Raw genomic sequence first — 16550 nt, 5'->3', positions numbered from 1 at the left:
CGTAAATATGATTTTTATTTTAAATTAAGTAATATTTCTGTCAATATATTAAAATTAATTTTTTAGTAATATTTATACTAAACTGATTTCATAGAATCGTTGCCACAATTCCAGTCCAGTCTGATCCAATTGCTGAACACTTAATGCAAATTGATCACGTAAATGAACATCAACAAAATCCTCAGGTAATAATGGATCATTCATCAGCAAAGAAATGGTCTGCCGACCAAGCAATAGCGATTCTTTAGCAGCAATATCTAAGCTTAATTGCTCAACTGTCTCCAACCACTTTTGAATCATTTGACTATATTTTTTATAGTTTTGGTTAAGCGTTTGAGTGGGCCAAAGCTTCGGAATTTTATTTAATGTTGTGGTGTCGAAATGATTGATTTGGCAAATTTTGGCGCTTTTTTCTAAGCCAGAAGCTTGTAATCCCCCAAATACCTCTTTAAAAGAAATGGCTAAATTATCAGGGCGAATATAAATACCTTGTTCTAACTCTTTAAAACCGAAGTGCTTTAATGCGCGTTCTCGGCGGTTTAAAGCTGTACGATCAACCCGCCCTAATTCACCCGTAAAGACAGCTAAGTATTGATGATCCCATTGTTTTGTTTGCTTAATTCCGTTTTTACGGTTCAACATCACATCGGCCCATTCGTGTGATTTAGCCGTAAATTGATATATACCGCGCTCAATCGCCTCAATCACCCCATCACTAGATAATCGGGTTACTGCGACACGAATACTATTTTCGCTAATCTCAAAAAGCTTCGCTGCGATAATAATTTGTTTAATCGAGATCTCACGACCTTGTAGCCCTAAAAGTAAATCAATGATTAAATCTCGGGCATTCATTTTAGCTATTGTCATCTTACAATCGAACCAGTTCTAAACATGAAAAAAGAAATAAAGAATAAGAATTTTAACTTAGAATCCCTCCCTTTTAGTAATTTTTCTAAAAGGGAGATTTTATTTTTATAGAAAAACAAATAAGAAAATTATACCCAGTACAATCCGATACCAAGCAAATACGCGTAAAGTGTGGCGTTCAACAAATTTAACTAATGCGCTCACCACCAATAATGCCGAAATAAAAGCAGCAACAAAACCGACCCCAATATTCAACATATTATCTTGTGTCAATACATCCGCATTACGAATAAGATCAAAAGTTGCAGCCCCCAACATCGTTGGCATTGCGAGAAAGAAAGAAAATTCTGTTGCCGCTTTACGAGACAAACCTGAGAACATTCCTCCCACAATGGTAGCACCAGAACGAGAAGTCCCTGGAATCATCGCAACGCATTGTGCACAACCGACTAAAAAAGCTTGCTTGTAAGTAATTTTTGTCGCTTCAGTTGTTTTATGATCAAAATTCTTGGATTCAACCCAGAAAATAATCAGACCACCAACAATCAGTGCGATTGCGACCACAAGTGGACTAAATAAGACACTTTTAATAAAATCGACTGCAAAAATACCAATCACGACAGCAGGAAAAAAAGCAATTAAAACGCTAAAAGCAAAATGACGCGCTTCTGAATCCCCACTAAAAAAACCTTTAATCAAATCAAAAATCTTTTGTCGGTATAACCAACAGACAGCTAAAATTGCACCAAGCTGAATGACAACTTCAAATACACGCCCATCGTCAGAATGGAAGTCGATCATGTGACCAAATAAAATTAAATGACCTGTACTTGAAATCGGTAAAAATTCGATCAAACCCTCAATAAACCCTAAAAATAAAGCCTTTAAAATTTCAATATGTTGCATAACTTACTCAAAAAATGCGTAATTCAAGATTAAAATAAAGCGCAAGCTTACCTTGAAATTAAATCATTTTATGTGATTGTCACGTAATGTTTTAAGCTTGATCTTTCTCGCTCTAATACGGGTTTTCTATTAAATAATCATCAAACTATTTTTCTTTTGCATTTGTTCAACAACTTCATGTGTATCGAATCCTAAACGCCAATAAAGCAATTCTAAAACATCTAATTCATCCTGCGTGATGATACGATCGCTCCATAAACATCGCTCTGCAATTGCTAAAATATTGAGACGATCACGTAATAACAAGCCTGAAACATCATTTAAAATTTCTGCTAAATCAAGTGGTTCATCAGAAATATCTGCGTAAATCTGCATTTCTTCGGGTGCTAAAATCTGTTGCAGAATTCGTTCACGCACCTCAAGCTGATTTGGACTATTAATTTGTTGTACATGCAATAAAGCATCAATTAAATGCACAATTTGTGCTTTCACATCTTCAAATGACGTTGGTAAATGTGCAGGCATAAGATTGAGTTCACGCTTCACCCGCTCCAATAACAAAGCATCAAGCAAACCCACCTCACCATCTTCTTGAATAATACAAGCCAATTTAGTCAAAAATTGACGAGCAATACTTGTCGGCATATGCCCAATATTCTTACAGGCATCATGGAAGATTTGAACATGAATACGACCATCTAAATTCAATAAAGAATCTACGATTGCATGACTTACAGCGGCTTCTTGAGGAATGAATTCACGATATTGACGAATCATCAAAATCGCAACCATCACTTCCCTTGAACCTGTCGCCGTTTGCATCGCTCTTTGTATCAATTCTGGGCGCTTTTTATTCTTCCGCATTTCAGAATTTAAAGGCTTAATTGCATCATTCAAAGCGAAACTGATCGGCGATAAACGCAATAAAGGTAAAGGCTGTGGAGAACTCCAAGGTAAGGTCATATCTGCCATTTCTTCTTCCAAAGAACGAAACAGACTAAATAAAGGACGATTGCGTAGCTTTTTTAAATTTTCTAATTGCAAATCCTGTAACAAAGTAGGATTTAGTTCATAAATTCGATCTTTGATACTTGGATGAATATTCATCCAGCTTTGTGGGCTAAGTGAATTTGCGAAACACATATGTGAAATCGATTCTGAATACGCACTATGAATTTGCGAACCTGAATGGTGCACATAGATACGTAACAAGGTTTGAATATTGGCATTATTATTCATCAAACGCATAGTTTTCAGGTCATTACGAAAGGTTCGACCACTCAAAGTTAAATATTTAATCAACCGTGTAATCAAAATACCTAAGCTACCTGCCAACCAAATAACACCACCAATCGCAACAAAAATAGTTTCGAATTTGTTTCGATAAGACGTTGCATAAGGATTGTATCCAGCTTGTGCTAATTTACTCCCCCATTGGCTAAAAGTGGTTAAACCACTGTACAAGATTTTTAATTTGGTGTTTTCTACAGCCTCACCCGATAAAATTTGATTAAATTCATAGCTCAATAAACCATAAAGCTCTAATTCATCCAAATTTTGTAAAGCACCCCACGTTAAAATAATTACGATGTCTTGAGATCTGAAGCCTGCTGTTAAAGCATTGACGCCCACTTCATTTGGAAGTACATAAACAGCAGGTGTATCTATCATAAAACTTTGAGCAACTTGCTCTACGACTTTTAATGCTGTGCTTTCTTCGGGCGTACTCTCATCAAAAACAAGGCGTCTTGCTTTAAGTTGTTTTGCGAGTGAATGACCACCTTCACGTAAGACATACAGTTCAGCACCAACCGACCAAACCATAACGAAGAATAAAAGAAAGATGAAATATGGACTAAGAACATGCCACCAAATGGCTTGAGTGTAGTCAAAGAAATGAACGACTAAACCCAAAATCAAATTGAGAATAAAAACTGTCGACAACATAGCGAGCAAGCAAAAACTTACCGACCATGCAATATTTTTATTTTCAATTAAATAATGGCTCATTTCTTTCAATGTAAATTTTCCTGATTACATTGTTGATCTTAGAGGCTTTGAAACCTTAAGTATCATAAAATAAAAAAGCGGGAATTTCCCGCTTTTCTATAGATTTAAATGATTACTCTTCTTTAATACCTGTTAAATCAACAGAAGAAGCATCGATATTTACATCAATATAACCATCTGCTTTCTTTTTTGCTGAATCATTACGTTTCTGCTCAAGATTTATCAGATAGTCATTATCAATCCCACCAGCCACATAGATCCCGTCAAATACTGAACAATCAAATTCTCTTAAATCAGGTACTTTGCTAGTACGCACTGCGTTCTTTAAATCTTCCAAATCTTGGAAGACTAAACGATCTGCACCAATAATCTCACGAATTTCTTCAACTGTACGATCTGAAGCAATTAATTCAGATTTTGCTGGCATATCAATACCATACACGTTTGGATATTTCACCATAGGTGCAGCCGAAGCAAAGAATACTTTCTTCGCGCCAGAATCACGTGCCATTTGAATAATTTCATTACAGGTTGTGCCACGTACAATCGAGTCATCCACTAACAGTACATTTTTATCTTTAAATTCAAGCTCAACTGGGTTTAGCTTTTGACGAACTGATTTTTTGCGCTGCTGTTGACCTGGCATAATGAAGGTACGTCCGATGTAACGGTTTTTCATAAAACCTTCACGGAATTTCACGCCCAAAATATTAGCCAATTCTAATGCTGAAGTACGGCTAGTATCTGGAATTGGAATGACCACATCAATATCGTGCTCCTCACCCCATTCCTTCAAAATTTTATACGCCAGTTTTTCACCCATTTTTAAACGAGCTTTATAAACTGAGATACCATCAATTGTTGCATCTGGACGAGCAAAGTACACATATTCAAAAATACATGGACGATATTCTGGATTTACTGCACATTGTTTGGTAAATAATTCGCCATTTGAATTAATGAAAATTGCCTCACCTGGTGCAATATCACGCTCAACTTTAAAACCTAGCGCTGTAATCGCAACGGATTCAGAGGCAATGATATATTCAGTGCCTTGCTCAGTTTCACGAGAGCCATAAACTAAAGGACGAATTCCGTTTGGATCGCGAAAACCAACAAGCCCATGACCTGTGATCATCGCAACAACCCCGTAAGCACCTTTACAACGCTCATGAACACGAGATACGGTGTGGAAGATATCTTCTGGCGTTGGGTTGAGTGTACCGATCTTCTGTAACTCATGTGCAAACACGTTGAGTAAAACTTCAGAATCAGAATCAGTATTCATGTGACGTAAATCTGTTTTAAACAGATCATCATGAATTTCTGCGGCGTTGGTCAAGTTACCATTGTGTGCAAGGGTAATACCATATGGAGAGTTTACATAAAACGGCTGTGCTTCAGCACTACTTGATGAACCTGCTGTTGGATAACGAACATGTCCTATCCCATAGTTACCAAGCAAAGCACGCATGTGACGGGTATGGAATACATCACGCACCATACCATTATCTTTGCGGAGGAATAAACGCCCTTGATGGCAAGTTACAATCCCTGCTGCATCTTGTCCTCGATGTTGTAACATCGTCAAGGCATCAAATAACATTTGGTTTACTGGCGATTTACCGGCAATCCCAACAACTCCACACATAGCAACCTCGCGACAAGCTAGGAACGGGGTTTAACCCCAATTAATAAAAAGGATTTTTCGTGGAATGATCAGAACGTTGATCTACTGAAGCGCGTTCTGACTCCTCCATTTCAGTCGAAGGGCGATGTAATAACGCACCTTCAGATGTCATTTGATGTATCGCTTCATTTGCAGCATCTTTTGATATTTCGGTCGCTAATGGCGCGTATGGCAATAAAATCTGTACAAATTTTGATTGCTTCCAATGCGGTGAACTATTCACCCAAGGACCGACACCCTGCATCGCAATCAAGACAATCAATAAACCTTTTAGTGAACCAAATGCACCGCCTGCTAGACGATTTAATGGGCCCAATTTTAAACTTTTCAAGAGCCCATTCAGGAATGCGGTAATAACCCACGTGCAAATCACGATGGCTAATACAATAAAAGCAAAAGCAGCAATTTTTTGTACAACTGGGTCTTGGCTTAGACTGCTCATCGCAGGTGCCCAAATGACCGCGTATTTAGCCCCAATGACCAATGCGAATATCCACCCGATCAAGTTCGCAAAGGCTTTAATAAATCCTTGACGCAAACCGTTTAGCCCTCCAATGAGCAAGATGATCAGGATGATGATATCAAGTGTGTTCATGTCACACAGTCATCGCGTTAACACAATCTTTTACTAGTGTTGGACCTGTATAAATAAGGCCACTGTATACTTGAACGAGACTCGCGCCCGCCTCTTGTTTTGCTACGGCCTGCTCACCTGAAACAATTCCCCCGACACCAATTAAAGGAATTTTTCCATCTAAAACATCGGCGAACTGACGTAAACATTCGGTGCTTTTTTCAAAAACGGGTGCGCCCGACAAACCACCAGCTTCATTACCATTTGGCAGATTTTCAACACCGTCTCGCCCTAATGTTGTATTGGTAACAATCAAACCATCAATCTTAAATTTCAATAATTGTTTAGCGATAAATGTAATATCTTCAGACGTTAAATCTGGCGCTACTTTGAGTACTAAAGGAACATAATGATTATTTTCTTTAGCAAGTTCTAGTTGACGTTGTTTCAAAGTTTGTAATAGCTCTGTAAGTGCATCGCCACTTTGTAAACTACGTAAATTCTTTGTATTCGGTGAGGAAATATTAACTGTAATATATGATGCGTAATTATAAACTTTTTCTAAACAAATCAAATAATCAGAAACCGCATCTTCAACGGCAGTATCTGCATTTTTACCAATATTAATTCCTAAAACGCCTTTAAACTTAGCAGCTTTAACATTTTCAATCAGTTGATCAACACCGTCATTATTGAATCCCATGCGATTGATGATTGCTTTCGCTTCTGGAATACGAAATAAACGTGGTTGAGGATTACCTGCTTGTGGACGTGGTGTAATGGTACCAATTTCAATAAAACCGAAACCTAATGCAGCTAGAGCATCAATGTGCGCACCATTTTTATCTAAACCGGCAGCAAGACCAACAGGGTTTGGAAACTCGATACCCATACAGCTCACTGGTTTATGTGCAGTTTTCTGATGCATCAATCCAAATTTATGCGCTGTATCGAGCATAGAAAGTGTGAGTTCATGTGCACGCTCTGGTGCCAAAGTAAACAACAAAGGGCGAGCCAATGAATATAACATACCAATCACAGTCTACTGATTTTTCAAGTAGCCGTATTATAGGCATAGGCTCAACAAAACACCATGCTTGACATATGCTTATTTTGTAGAGTCTTTGCTTTAGTGCTTCTTGATTAAACAATTTTCTGGTTTTATTCAGGTTTTTAATCTTGGTCAGGTCATTTGCAATTGATTCAAATTCACATTTCGCAGTTCAATAAAAAAAGGAACTAAGCTCGTTTAAAGCTTAGTTCCTTTCACTAAATTGTAGAAATGTTACTTATTTCCAAGAATAAGACACACCAGCACCTACAGCAGTTGTATTACCATTATTAAAGCCTGTTGAGAATGCTCCCTTGATTGCAACACCATTATCGAAGTAATGACTTGCTCCCACAGCGATAGCAGACTGACTATCATAATACCCCATACCCATACCAACAGTAGAAGCCCCTTGTTCAGCTGGCATTGGAATATTTGTCATCGCAGTAATACCAGCAATACCTTGCGCGGCAATTTCTCGGTTTTTACGAACATCTTGATTGGTTTGATCCACACGGCTAGATACATCTCTAAAGTTATTTTCTAGATCCATAACTTTGGTATCAGTATAAGCTTTCGAATCAGAAAGCACTTTTGCATCAGCAGTTTTATATTCTTGACGCATTACCACTTCACGACTATCTGTATATCCTTTTGCACTTGTTAATGTTGCCTGATCACCTGCATCTGCATAAGTTTTAGCATCAGTTAAAGTTTTGGTATTCGCATCTTTCATCTGCTTAACATTTACAGCATCAGTATCTTGCACACCAGCTGCAACATGAATAATCTGACGTTCCTTACCAGCAGCACCAACTGAAACAGTATTATCTCTGTCTGAAGCTGAATCATTACCCAAAACAACAGCATTTTTGGCAGCAGTATTTACGTTATTGCCAACAACAAAACTGTTATCACCAGTGACCGTATTATCATTACCAACAGCATAACTTCCATTTGCTTGAATGACATTTGGATCACCAAAGGCACCTGAACGCTCACCTTCAACTTTATTGCCTTTACCGACTACAGTATTTGATTTTCCTTTTGCTGAAGCTCCAGAACCCACCACCGTATTATTTTCACCATCGGCAACAGCACCATCTCCAAGAGCAGTAGCTCCAGAGCCTGTAGCTTTAGCTCCAGAGCTCGTTACATTTGGATTCGCATCAAAGTAAGGATTGTTACCACCACCTTGAGATGCAAGCCACTCTTGTTCTGTACCTGAATAACCATTGTCAACGGCTATTTCAAATGCACTTTTACCATTTGCTCCCGTATCTCCTTTCGGTCCTTTAGCTCCAGTCGCGCCTGTAGTCCCTACATCACCTTTATCACCCTTAGCTCCAGTCACGCCTGTAGCGCCGATATCACCTTTGTCGCCTTTAGCTCCAGTTGCACCCGTAGCACCTACGTCACCTTTATCGCCTTTAGCTCCAGTTGCGCCCGTAGCACCGACATCACCTTTATCGCCTTTAGCTCCTGTCGCGCCGATATCACCTTTGTCGCCCTTGTCACCTTGAGCTCCTGTGGCTCCAGTTGCACCCGTAGCACCGACATCACCTTTATCGCCTTTAGCTCCAGTTGCGCCAGTCGCGCCGATATCACCTTTGTCGCCCTTGTCACCTTGAGCACCAGTGGCTCCAGTTGCACCCGTAGCACCGACATCACCTTTGTCGCCCTTGTCACCTTGAGCACCTGTGGCACCAGCCGCGCCCGTAGCACCTACATCACCTTTATCGCCTTTAGCTCCAGTTGCACCCGTAGCACCGACATCACCTTTGTCGCCCTTGTCACCTTGAGCACCTGTGGCACCAGCCGCGCCCGTAGCACCTACATCACCTTTATCGCCTTTAGCTCCAGTTGCGCCAGTTGCGCCAGTCGCGCCGATATCACCTTTGTCGCCTTTAGCTCCAGTTGCACCCGTAGCACCGACATCGCCTTTATCGCCCTTGTCGCCTTTAGCTCCAGTCGCGCCCGTAGCGCCGATATCACCTTTATCGCCTTTGTCACCTTGAGCGCCTGTTGCACCAGTTGCGCCGATATCACCTTTGTCGCCCTTGTCACCTTTAGCTCCAGTTGCACCCGTAGCGCCCGTAGCACCTACGTCACCTTTATCGCCCTTGTCACCTTGAGCTCCTGTTGCACCGGTAGCACCTACGTCACCTTTATCGCCCTTATCACCTTGAGCACCTGTAGCTCCTGTTGCACCCGTAGCACCTACGTCACCTTTATCGCCCTTAGCTCCTGTAGCACCAGTTGCGCCCGTAGCACCTATGTCACCTTTATCGCCCTTGTCGCCCTTATCACCTTGAGCACCTGTAGCTCCTGTTGCACCCGTAGCCCCTACGTCACCTTTATCGCCCTTGTCGCCCTTATCACCTTGAGCACCTGTAGCTCCTGTTGCACCCGTAGCACCTACATCACCTTTATCGCCCTTGTCGCCCTTATCACCTTGAGCTCCTGTGGCTCCAGTTGCGCCCGTAGCACCTACGTCACCTTTATCGCCCTTATCACCTTGAGCTCCTGTAGCTCCTGTTGCACCCGTAGCCCCTACGTCACCTTTATCGCCCTTGTCGCCCTTATCACCTTGAGCACCTGTAGCTCCTGTTGCACCTACATCACCTTTATCGCCCTTGTCGCCCTTATCACCTTGAGCACCTGTAGCTCCTGTTGCACCCGTAGCACCTACGTCACCTTTATCGCCCTTGTCGCCCTTATCACCTTGAGCACCTGTAGCTCCTGTTGCACCCGTAGCACCTACGTCACCTTTATCGCCCTTGTCGCCCTTATCACCTTGAGCTCCTGTGGCTCCAGTTGCGCCCGTAGCACCTACGTCACCTTTATCGCCTTTATCGCCTTTGTCACCCTGAGCACCTGTAGCTCCTGTTGCACCAGTCGCGCCCGTAGCACCGACATCACCTTTATCACCCTTATCGCCTTTGTCACCTTTTAAAGAGGCTAACCACTGAGTTTGTGTACCAACATATCCACCTACAACTGCAAGTTCATAAGCACTTTTACCATCAGCACCACCGCCTGTTGGTAAACCATCAATCTGGCTTTGTAAACTCGTTAATTTAGTATTTACAGCAGTAAAAGCACTTCCTATATTTGTATAATTTGACCCTTGTATGACATAAGTTGGGCCAGTAAATACACCTCCGCTAAAACCTGCACCACCACCAAAAACATTGGCCAACGAATTTAGTTGGCCAAAATTAACTGCATCATTTGTAGATATACCGTTTGATAGGTTGGTGATCTTATTATTATTGAAAGAAATTGAACCATTTCCAGGATCATTCCCTAATGCCCCCTTAGAGGTAATTCCGCCTGCTCCAACTTTTAAAGTATCCGTGCTAATTGTTACATTTAAATCATCATTCAACAGTTTATTATCGGATACCAATGTACCTGAAGGTTGATTTAAACAATAAAGCGTTCCCCAATATTGTTGTGAAATAATCGTATTATTCAATGCAGCAGTCGCAATACTCGGATTATTGTTAGAGCCTTGTGCGCCACATGTAATCACTTGCTCAGCAAACACTTGTTGTGAAACCAAACTCACTAAAGATAGACCTGTAGCCACTACCAATGGTTTCAACTTAAATAACTGAATGTTACTGGCTATTTTTGATGGTTGTTGCACGCTTCCAGTGACCTGACTCCCCTTACCTGAATTTTTGGTATTTTCTGATACAACGACACAGCACCCTAGAGATTTATTCCAAATTTTTTTAAAGATAAGATTCATACTATTCCCTTCTTTTTGTGAATATAAACACATAAATTAGAGAGTATTTTTAGTAATAAAGAATCATTGAAATTTGGTAGAAAAATAAAAAAAATATCGATAAAAAAACTGTTTGGAATAACAAATTTCAATGATGCACACGCTAAGTAATTTATCTCTAATAAATCCACATAAAAATTTTAATTTTTAATTCAATACAAAGGATAAAAATGGATACTTTAAAAGTGCTAAGTAAACGTGAGCATCAAATTTTTTTAAATGTTAGTACATGGTTATCGAGTTAAAGAGATCTCCTTAAAACTTCATATTAGTGAAAGAACTGTTACTACCCACCAAGAAAACATTTATCAAAAACTCGACATTCATCACAGATCTTTCCTGCTGCAATTTTCATCATATTATTCTGAATTTTTAAACCTACTCACACCTCGAGAATTAATGATCGTCGAGCTTTTATCTAAAGACTTGAGTAGCTCCAACATATCTATCCAATTAAATCTCAGCATTGAAACTGTCTATAGTTATCGGAAATCAATTAATCGAAAACTCAAAACCATTCAATCAAAATACGATGTTTTGGGGATATTGGCTCATGAAGAAATTTCAGTAAATTAACAAACACAAAAACATCAACAATATTACTGAAAATTAAAAGGTAAAAATTATGAGCGCAGATCCATACCTAGGTGAAATCATGCTAATTCCATACAACTTCGTTCCAAAAGGTTGGGCGGCATGCAATGGACAATTATTATCAATCGCACAAAACCAAGCACTTTTCAGCTTACTTGGTACCATTTATGGTGGTGATGGGAAAACTACTTTCGCACTACCAAATTTAGGTGGACGCTTCGCACTAGGGGTAAACAATAATTTTCCAATTGGACAAGCCGCAGGAAGTCAAAGTACGACTCTCACAATCAATAACTTACCAGCACATACACATGTCGTTGCTAGTCAAACCATCAATGCTTCAGTTTCATTAACACCACAAGCAAGCTCAGCCGGTGGTAATACAAGTAGCCCTGCTAATGCAGCATGGGCAAATGCAAATGATCCTAACACAGGCAGTGTATATGACGTGTTTACTCAAGATACAAGTCAATTAGTCAATATGAAACAGTTAAATGCCACCACGCAAGTCGTTGTTCCTGTGCAAAACACAGGAATATCTGGAGGCAGCCAGCCCGTCAATATCACAAACCCGTATTTAGCTCTTTACTATGTGATCAGCTTAGAAGGTATATACCCTTCACGCTCATAAGAATTCAAATCAATAGAATTAAGTCTTAAAACGATCTTCATCGCTTGTCTTAAGACTTATTGTGGATGCCAGAAACCACTACAAAAAATGGGGCGATATTCGGAAAAGCCATAAGAGTACGAACTATAACTTTTATAAATATTAAAGGAAGTAAAATAATGAGCGGATGTCAATGTGATCCACAAGTCGTTCCAGACTACACAAAAGTAGGTTTTAATGGTGAAAATAGTAATGCTTTACAATCTAGTGTAAAAACAACAAATACAATTGAATCTGTACAAAATCAGTTAAGTAGTACCAATGTACAAGCTTTAAGTCTAAGTGCTTGTGTAGGTGCTTCTTATCGAAACGGCGATGTTTGTTTTGACTTCCCTGTTTTCGGAAATGTTTGTGTAAATGTTCCAATCGGCATCCCTGCAAATGCAAATTTACGCGTATGTGGTGATGTTTGCACAACTTGGGGAATTCCAACAGGGCTTAAAATCACGTTGTATGTCAATGATCAAGCACTTTGGAGCGGTACAGTGGTTGGTAGTTGTTAATTAACTATGGTCATTCTTTGCTTACAGCAAGCTTAGTAATTTCTAAGCTTGTTGATATTAACCAAACATATAAAGATTTATTCAAACAACTATTAATTATATTATAAAAATTAATTTAAATTTTATAAACAATTTAAATTAATTTAAAAAAATATAGCAAATACAGAACCGATGATTATAATAAAAAATATACGTATATTTGATAATCATCATGATAGAACAAATAAAAGATAGATTAAGTTTTTTTGATCAAAATTTACTTAGCTCTGCTTTACCAAAACCAGTTCTGGTTGTTGATGACGACTATATAATTCAAAATAGATTAAAAAAAATTTTAATCGACCTTAACTATAGCAATAACGATTTAATATTTTCTGAAAACTTATCTCAATCTATGCTTGAGGTAAAACAACATAATATTGCATTTGCCTTAGTCGATTTAGGCTTGCCTGATGGCAATGGTACAAAATTAATTCGTAGTTTGAGACAAAAAAATTCTACCATTCCAATTCTTGTTATTTCAGCTTGGAGTACCAGAGATGCAATTTTTAAAGCAATACAAGCTGGTGCAACTGGTTATCTATTGAAAGAACGTGATGATTATGAAGTCACTATTTCAATTAAACAAATATTACAAGGTGGTATTCCAATCGACCCTTTTCTTGCTCAGATTATTTTAACAAATATGGTCAAAAAGCCACAAAAGATTAAAAATTCACCAGAAAATTTATCTGCAAGAGAATTAGAAATTCTAGATTACGTTACTCAGGGATTTAACAATCAAGATATCGCAAATGAATTAGGATTATCGCGTTATACCGTAGAAGCTCATTTACGCAATATATATAGTAAGCTTGCGGTAGATAGTCGTTCTAAAGCAATAAAAATTGCATATTCATTGGGTTTATTCTGAAAATTGGGAAAGAAATTATAAATAAATGTCGATTATTCAAAATTCATTTAACCTATTTATTCCTATTTTCATCATGGCATTTGGTGCTATTTTACTAACCACAACTTTAAAAAAATATTTACCTCCTTCTATTTCTTGGTTATCAATTTTTCTAATGATGACAGGATCTAGTTTATTAATTCTGCATTTAGCTCCTGTTCAAAAAACACCTCATTGGTATTTCTTTTTCAGCTTAATTTATTTAGGTGTTTTTTTCTCATTTGCTCAAGCAGTTTTATATAAATTCAATCAATCTTTTTCTTTCAAACTGATTTTTATTCTGGTTAGTATTTTTATTCCTATATTATTTTATTTCGCTTATCTAAATTCAAAATTAGAACTTACTTTACTTATTTCTTTCCTTTTTTCGGCGTGTATTGTTGGATTAAAATTTCCAAAAATCTTCGCTGTAAATAGCTATAGTATGATAGACAAAATGATCAAAATTATTTTTCTATCATCAGGTTTAATTTTTATAGCCCCTCTCATCGATCAGAAAATTATTTTTCAAACAGTGCACACAGATCATGATTGGTTTCAAATACAATTGTGCTTTTTATTTGGGCTGCTGATTTTTTCAACATTATTAATTATCAGTAATATCAAAGATATTTTAAATATTCATCAAACAGAATTAGAGAGAATGAGACGTCAGGAGCGACTACAATTTTCTCATGATTTACATGATATTTTAGGCAGCTCTTTAGTTCGTTCTATTGGTGTGATTAGCCAAAGCAAAGAAAATTTTGATAACCAACAGTTCTTATCTATTCTGAAACTGCTACGTGATGATCTCAGAGAAGTCATCGATAGTGGATCAAGTATCTCAGGTGAAGTTCCGAAAACACCTATTTTATGGGGAGCACCTGTTAGACATCGATTTAGTCAAATTTTCAATGAGTTAAGTATTCAATCTGTTTGGGATTTTGCAGAAGTTTGGCATTCACAACCTAGTGCATTGGAATGTTTGACATTATTGCGGATTACAGAAGAAGCACTTACCAACGTCATCAAACATAGTTACGCCCAAAAAGTCATTGTTCGTTTGTATTTTTCTGACCTTAAACAAATTATTTTAGAGATTGAAGATGATGGTATCGGCTTTAATGTCGATGAAGTGAATAGTGCAAATGTCAATATTGGTTTACGCAGCATGAAAATTCGCCTTGAGAAAATTCATTCTGTCATGGATGTTCAGTCCAAGCGTGGTCAAACCATCATTCGAGTCATTCAGAGTTAATTATGATGAATTTATAAATATAAAGGAGCTACAAGCTCCTTTATATTTATTGCACGGTCGCAGTTAACTTGATTTGATTGTTATTTGAAACCATGTCCATTTTTTGGATGCTCAACCCCATTTGAGAGAGTTGCATTAAAAAGTTTGCAAGAACAGCATAATTTTGATGTTCGGCGACAATTTGAATTTGCTCACCATTTTGCTGTGAAGAAACTGATAAGCCTTGTTGTTGTGCCGTACGTTGAATTTTATCTGCCGCTGAGAGCTCCAGATCATTTGCTGGTTTCATTGTTGCTGCATTACTTTGCATCCAAACCGTTAAATCTTTTAATTCATTTAAACGTTTTTGCTGTTGCTCGGCCGATGCATGCATTTTCCATAATGCAAAACCAATAATCACAACAACTAAAAAAACTGTTGTGAAAATTACCATCACGCGTTCACGTACAGATAAGCTCTGTAAATATTGATTTAAGGTTTCAATTTTTTGATCGAAACTATTTTGTAGACCTGTTAATGCTTTCATTATTTTACTTTTACCACCCCAATCGCACCAATCGAATCTGCTTGAACGTTACCCAATTCAGCTTGCAAACCTTGTTGATTTAATTGTTGAGTTAATCCTTGTAAGTCATCTGCAGATTTAGCTTTTAATGACATTGCTAAAGTCGAAGCATCATAATTGACTTGCTGAGCAATGATCTGTTTCTGCATTAAAATCGGTCCTACTCTACTCAACAACGAAAGTGCTTGTGTATCACCTAGCTGACTCATACGTAATTGACTTTCGAACTGACTTTTAATGTTTTGCTCAGTAACGCGACTATTTTCACCAAACCAGAATTTATATTGATCTATTGCCTGAGCCGATGTCTGATCAGCCACTTTTTTTAGTTTAGACCAACGCAAAGCATCATAACCCAATTGAACAAAAATGACGGCAACCAAAACCAATACTGAAGCTTTCCAATAACCTGACCACTGAACTTCTGCATTCTTGGATTTTGGCAAAACATTAAATGGATGCTGTTTTGCTTTTGCCAAGGGCTGACATTGGTAACTAAATTCAGTGTATTGATCATGGCTTAAAGCAGCCATAACAGTTGCTAATTCAGTTGAATTAAGATTTGCCAGCTTATAGTTCGTTTCAGGTGTTTGAAACTCAAGGAATAATCCCAAGTCATCCACTGAATTACCAGACCATTCCGATTCTCTTACCAATAAGTGATCATACAGGTTTGCAATCACCACTTGGTTTTCTTCTGGTGTTGGTAAGATTAAAAAATCAGGTAGGAACGCTGCAATTTGAATTGGCAAAAGACTAAGTGCGTGTTGCCATGTCTCAACTGTGGAATGAGCCACACCCATCACATTAAGCTGATCATTTTGAAAATGATGAACCACCTTCATTTGATCGATTGGCAAAGTCACATATTCTTCTAATAAGTATTTAAGCCCTTCTTGCCCTAACTGCTTGTAGTGCATTTTTGTCATAGGTTGTTGCAAGATTTGCGCATTACGACTTGGAAAATAGACCACCGCCTCTTTTCCATTATGCACTTGTAAGTCCTGAATCAACTGCTCAAGACTATTTGCCTGTAACCAATTTTCCCCTGCCGACCAATACCATGTTCCATTGGTTTCGGGCATCCATATATACAGCATCGGTGTTCAGTACCCTTATCCTATCG

General features: G+C 38.4%; 14 protein-coding genes. 5 read left to right on the top strand and 9 right to left on the bottom strand.

Annotated elements, in window-relative coordinates; translation table 11 throughout:
* Window positions 1–72 precede the first annotated feature (72 nt).
* The 7 genes from O1450_RS06635 to O1450_RS06605 all read right to left on the bottom strand — a co-directional run bounded on the left by O1450_RS06635 (window position 73) and on the right by O1450_RS06605 (window position 10861).
* Complete coding sequence (locus tag O1450_RS06635; protein WP_269230162.1) at window positions 73–870, bottom strand: PaaX family transcriptional regulator C-terminal domain-containing protein; 798 nt, start codon at window positions 868–870, stop codon at window positions 73–75.
* A 105-nt stretch (window positions 871–975) separates the two neighbouring features.
* Window positions 976–1776, bottom strand: a complete 801-nt coding sequence (locus tag O1450_RS06630; RefSeq protein ID WP_269230161.1) for an undecaprenyl-diphosphate phosphatase — start codon at window positions 1774–1776, stop codon at window positions 976–978.
* A 129-nt stretch (window positions 1777–1905) separates the two neighbouring features.
* Window positions 1906–3795: a M48 family metalloprotease gene (locus tag O1450_RS06625; protein ID WP_269230160.1), complete on the bottom strand. Its 1890-nt coding sequence runs from the start codon at window positions 3793–3795 to the stop codon at window positions 1906–1908.
* A gap of 103 nt (window positions 3796–3898) precedes the next feature.
* The gene (purF, locus tag O1450_RS06620; RefSeq protein WP_269230159.1) at window positions 3899–5437 is read right to left on the bottom strand and encodes an amidophosphoribosyltransferase; all 1539 of its coding nucleotides are present in this window, start codon (window positions 5435–5437) and stop codon (window positions 3899–3901) included.
* Between the two features lie 40 nt (window positions 5438–5477).
* Window positions 5478–6071, bottom strand: coding sequence for a CvpA family protein (locus tag O1450_RS06615; protein ID WP_005215519.1), 594 nt, complete (start codon window positions 6069–6071; stop codon window positions 5478–5480).
* 1 nt (window position 6072) lies between these two features.
* Window positions 6073–7080: a quinone-dependent dihydroorotate dehydrogenase gene (locus O1450_RS06610; RefSeq protein ID WP_269230158.1), complete on the bottom strand. Its 1008-nt coding sequence runs from the start codon at window positions 7078–7080 to the stop codon at window positions 6073–6075.
* Between the two features lie 259 nt (window positions 7081–7339).
* Window positions 7340–10861, bottom strand: coding sequence for an ESPR-type extended signal peptide-containing protein (locus O1450_RS06605; RefSeq protein WP_269230157.1), 3522 nt, complete (start codon window positions 10859–10861; stop codon window positions 7340–7342).
* 258 nt (window positions 10862–11119) lie between these two features.
* On the opposite strand from O1450_RS06605, the gene O1450_RS16525 reads away from it, so the two are divergent.
* The 5 genes from O1450_RS16525 to O1450_RS06580 all read left to right on the top strand — a co-directional run bounded on the left by O1450_RS16525 (window position 11120) and on the right by O1450_RS06580 (window position 14859).
* Window positions 11120–11476 (top strand): LuxR C-terminal-related transcriptional regulator, encoded by a 357-nt coding sequence (locus O1450_RS16525; protein ID WP_275904117.1) that lies wholly within the window; start codon window positions 11120–11122, stop codon window positions 11474–11476.
* A 49-nt stretch (window positions 11477–11525) separates the two neighbouring features.
* Window positions 11526–12125: a phage tail protein gene (locus O1450_RS06595; protein ID WP_269230155.1), complete on the top strand. Its 600-nt coding sequence runs from the start codon at window positions 11526–11528 to the stop codon at window positions 12123–12125.
* A gap of 158 nt (window positions 12126–12283) precedes the next feature.
* Window positions 12284–12667 carry a hypothetical protein gene (locus O1450_RS06590; protein ID WP_254730747.1) on the top strand — a complete coding sequence of 128 codons (384 nt, stop codon included), beginning with the start codon at window positions 12284–12286 and terminating at the stop codon, window positions 12665–12667.
* Window positions 12668–12878: 211 nt separating this feature from the next.
* On the top strand, window positions 12879–13580 hold the full coding sequence (locus tag O1450_RS06585; RefSeq protein ID WP_269230154.1) for a response regulator: 702 nt from the start codon (window positions 12879–12881) through the stop codon (window positions 13578–13580).
* Between the two features lie 682 nt (window positions 13581–14262).
* Entirely contained in the window at window positions 14263–14859 is a 597-nt protein-coding gene (locus tag O1450_RS06580; RefSeq protein WP_269230153.1) for a sensor histidine kinase, read from the top strand.
* Between the two features lie 46 nt (window positions 14860–14905).
* On the opposite strand, the gene gspM is transcribed toward O1450_RS06580, so the two are convergent.
* A complete protein-coding gene (gene gspM, locus O1450_RS06575) occupies window positions 14906–15385 on the bottom strand; it encodes a type II secretion system protein GspM (protein ID WP_269230152.1) in 480 nt (159 codons plus the stop codon).
* The gene (gspL, locus tag O1450_RS06570; protein WP_269230151.1) at window positions 15385–16524 is read right to left on the bottom strand and encodes a type II secretion system protein GspL; all 1140 of its coding nucleotides are present in this window, start codon (window positions 16522–16524) and stop codon (window positions 15385–15387) included. Before gspL ends, gspM begins: the two co-directional genes overlap by 1 nt.
* Between the last annotated feature and the right edge of the window lie 26 nt (window positions 16525–16550).

Source organism: Acinetobacter sp. TR11 (assembly GCF_027105035.1).
Lineage (GTDB): Bacteria > Pseudomonadota > Gammaproteobacteria > Pseudomonadales > Moraxellaceae > Acinetobacter.
Note: the sequence above shows the minus strand (reverse complement) of the source record. Positions and strands in the feature narration are given on the sequence as shown.

Excerpts from the sequence above, each read along its gene's own strand:
- O1450_RS06605 (WP_269230157.1), bottom strand. The coding sequence starts at position 10,861 with ATGAATCTTATCTTTAAAAAAATTTGGAATAAATCTCTAGGGTGCTGT.
- O1450_RS06580 (WP_269230153.1), top strand. The coding sequence starts at position 14,263 with ATGAGACGTCAGGAGCGACTACAATTTTCTCATGATTTACATGATATT.
- O1450_RS06610 (WP_269230158.1), bottom strand. The coding sequence starts at position 7,080 with ATGTTATATTCATTGGCTCGCCCTTTGTTGTTTACTTTGGCACCAGAG.
- O1450_RS06615 (WP_005215519.1), bottom strand. The coding sequence starts at position 6,071 with ATGAACACACTTGATATCATCATCCTGATCATCTTGCTCATTGGAGGG.
- O1450_RS06585 (WP_269230154.1), top strand. The coding sequence starts at position 12,879 with ATGATAGAACAAATAAAAGATAGATTAAGTTTTTTTGATCAAAATTTA.
- gspL (WP_269230151.1), bottom strand. The coding sequence starts at position 16,524 with ATGCTGTATATATGGATGCCCGAAACCAATGGAACATGGTATTGGTCG.
- gspM (WP_269230152.1), bottom strand. The coding sequence starts at position 15,385 with ATGAAAGCATTAACAGGTCTACAAAATAGTTTCGATCAAAAAATTGAA.
- purF (WP_269230159.1), bottom strand. The coding sequence starts at position 5,437 with ATGTGTGGAGTTGTTGGGATTGCCGGTAAATCGCCAGTAAACCAAATG.
- O1450_RS06590 (WP_254730747.1), top strand. The coding sequence starts at position 12,284 with ATGAGCGGATGTCAATGTGATCCACAAGTCGTTCCAGACTACACAAAA.
- O1450_RS06635 (WP_269230162.1), bottom strand. The coding sequence starts at position 870 with ATGACAATAGCTAAAATGAATGCCCGAGATTTAATCATTGATTTACTT.
- O1450_RS16525 (WP_275904117.1), top strand. The coding sequence starts at position 11,120 with ATGTTAGTACATGGTTATCGAGTTAAAGAGATCTCCTTAAAACTTCAT.
- O1450_RS06595 (WP_269230155.1), top strand. The coding sequence starts at position 11,526 with ATGAGCGCAGATCCATACCTAGGTGAAATCATGCTAATTCCATACAAC.
- O1450_RS06630 (WP_269230161.1), bottom strand. The coding sequence starts at position 1,776 with ATGCAACATATTGAAATTTTAAAGGCTTTATTTTTAGGGTTTATTGAG.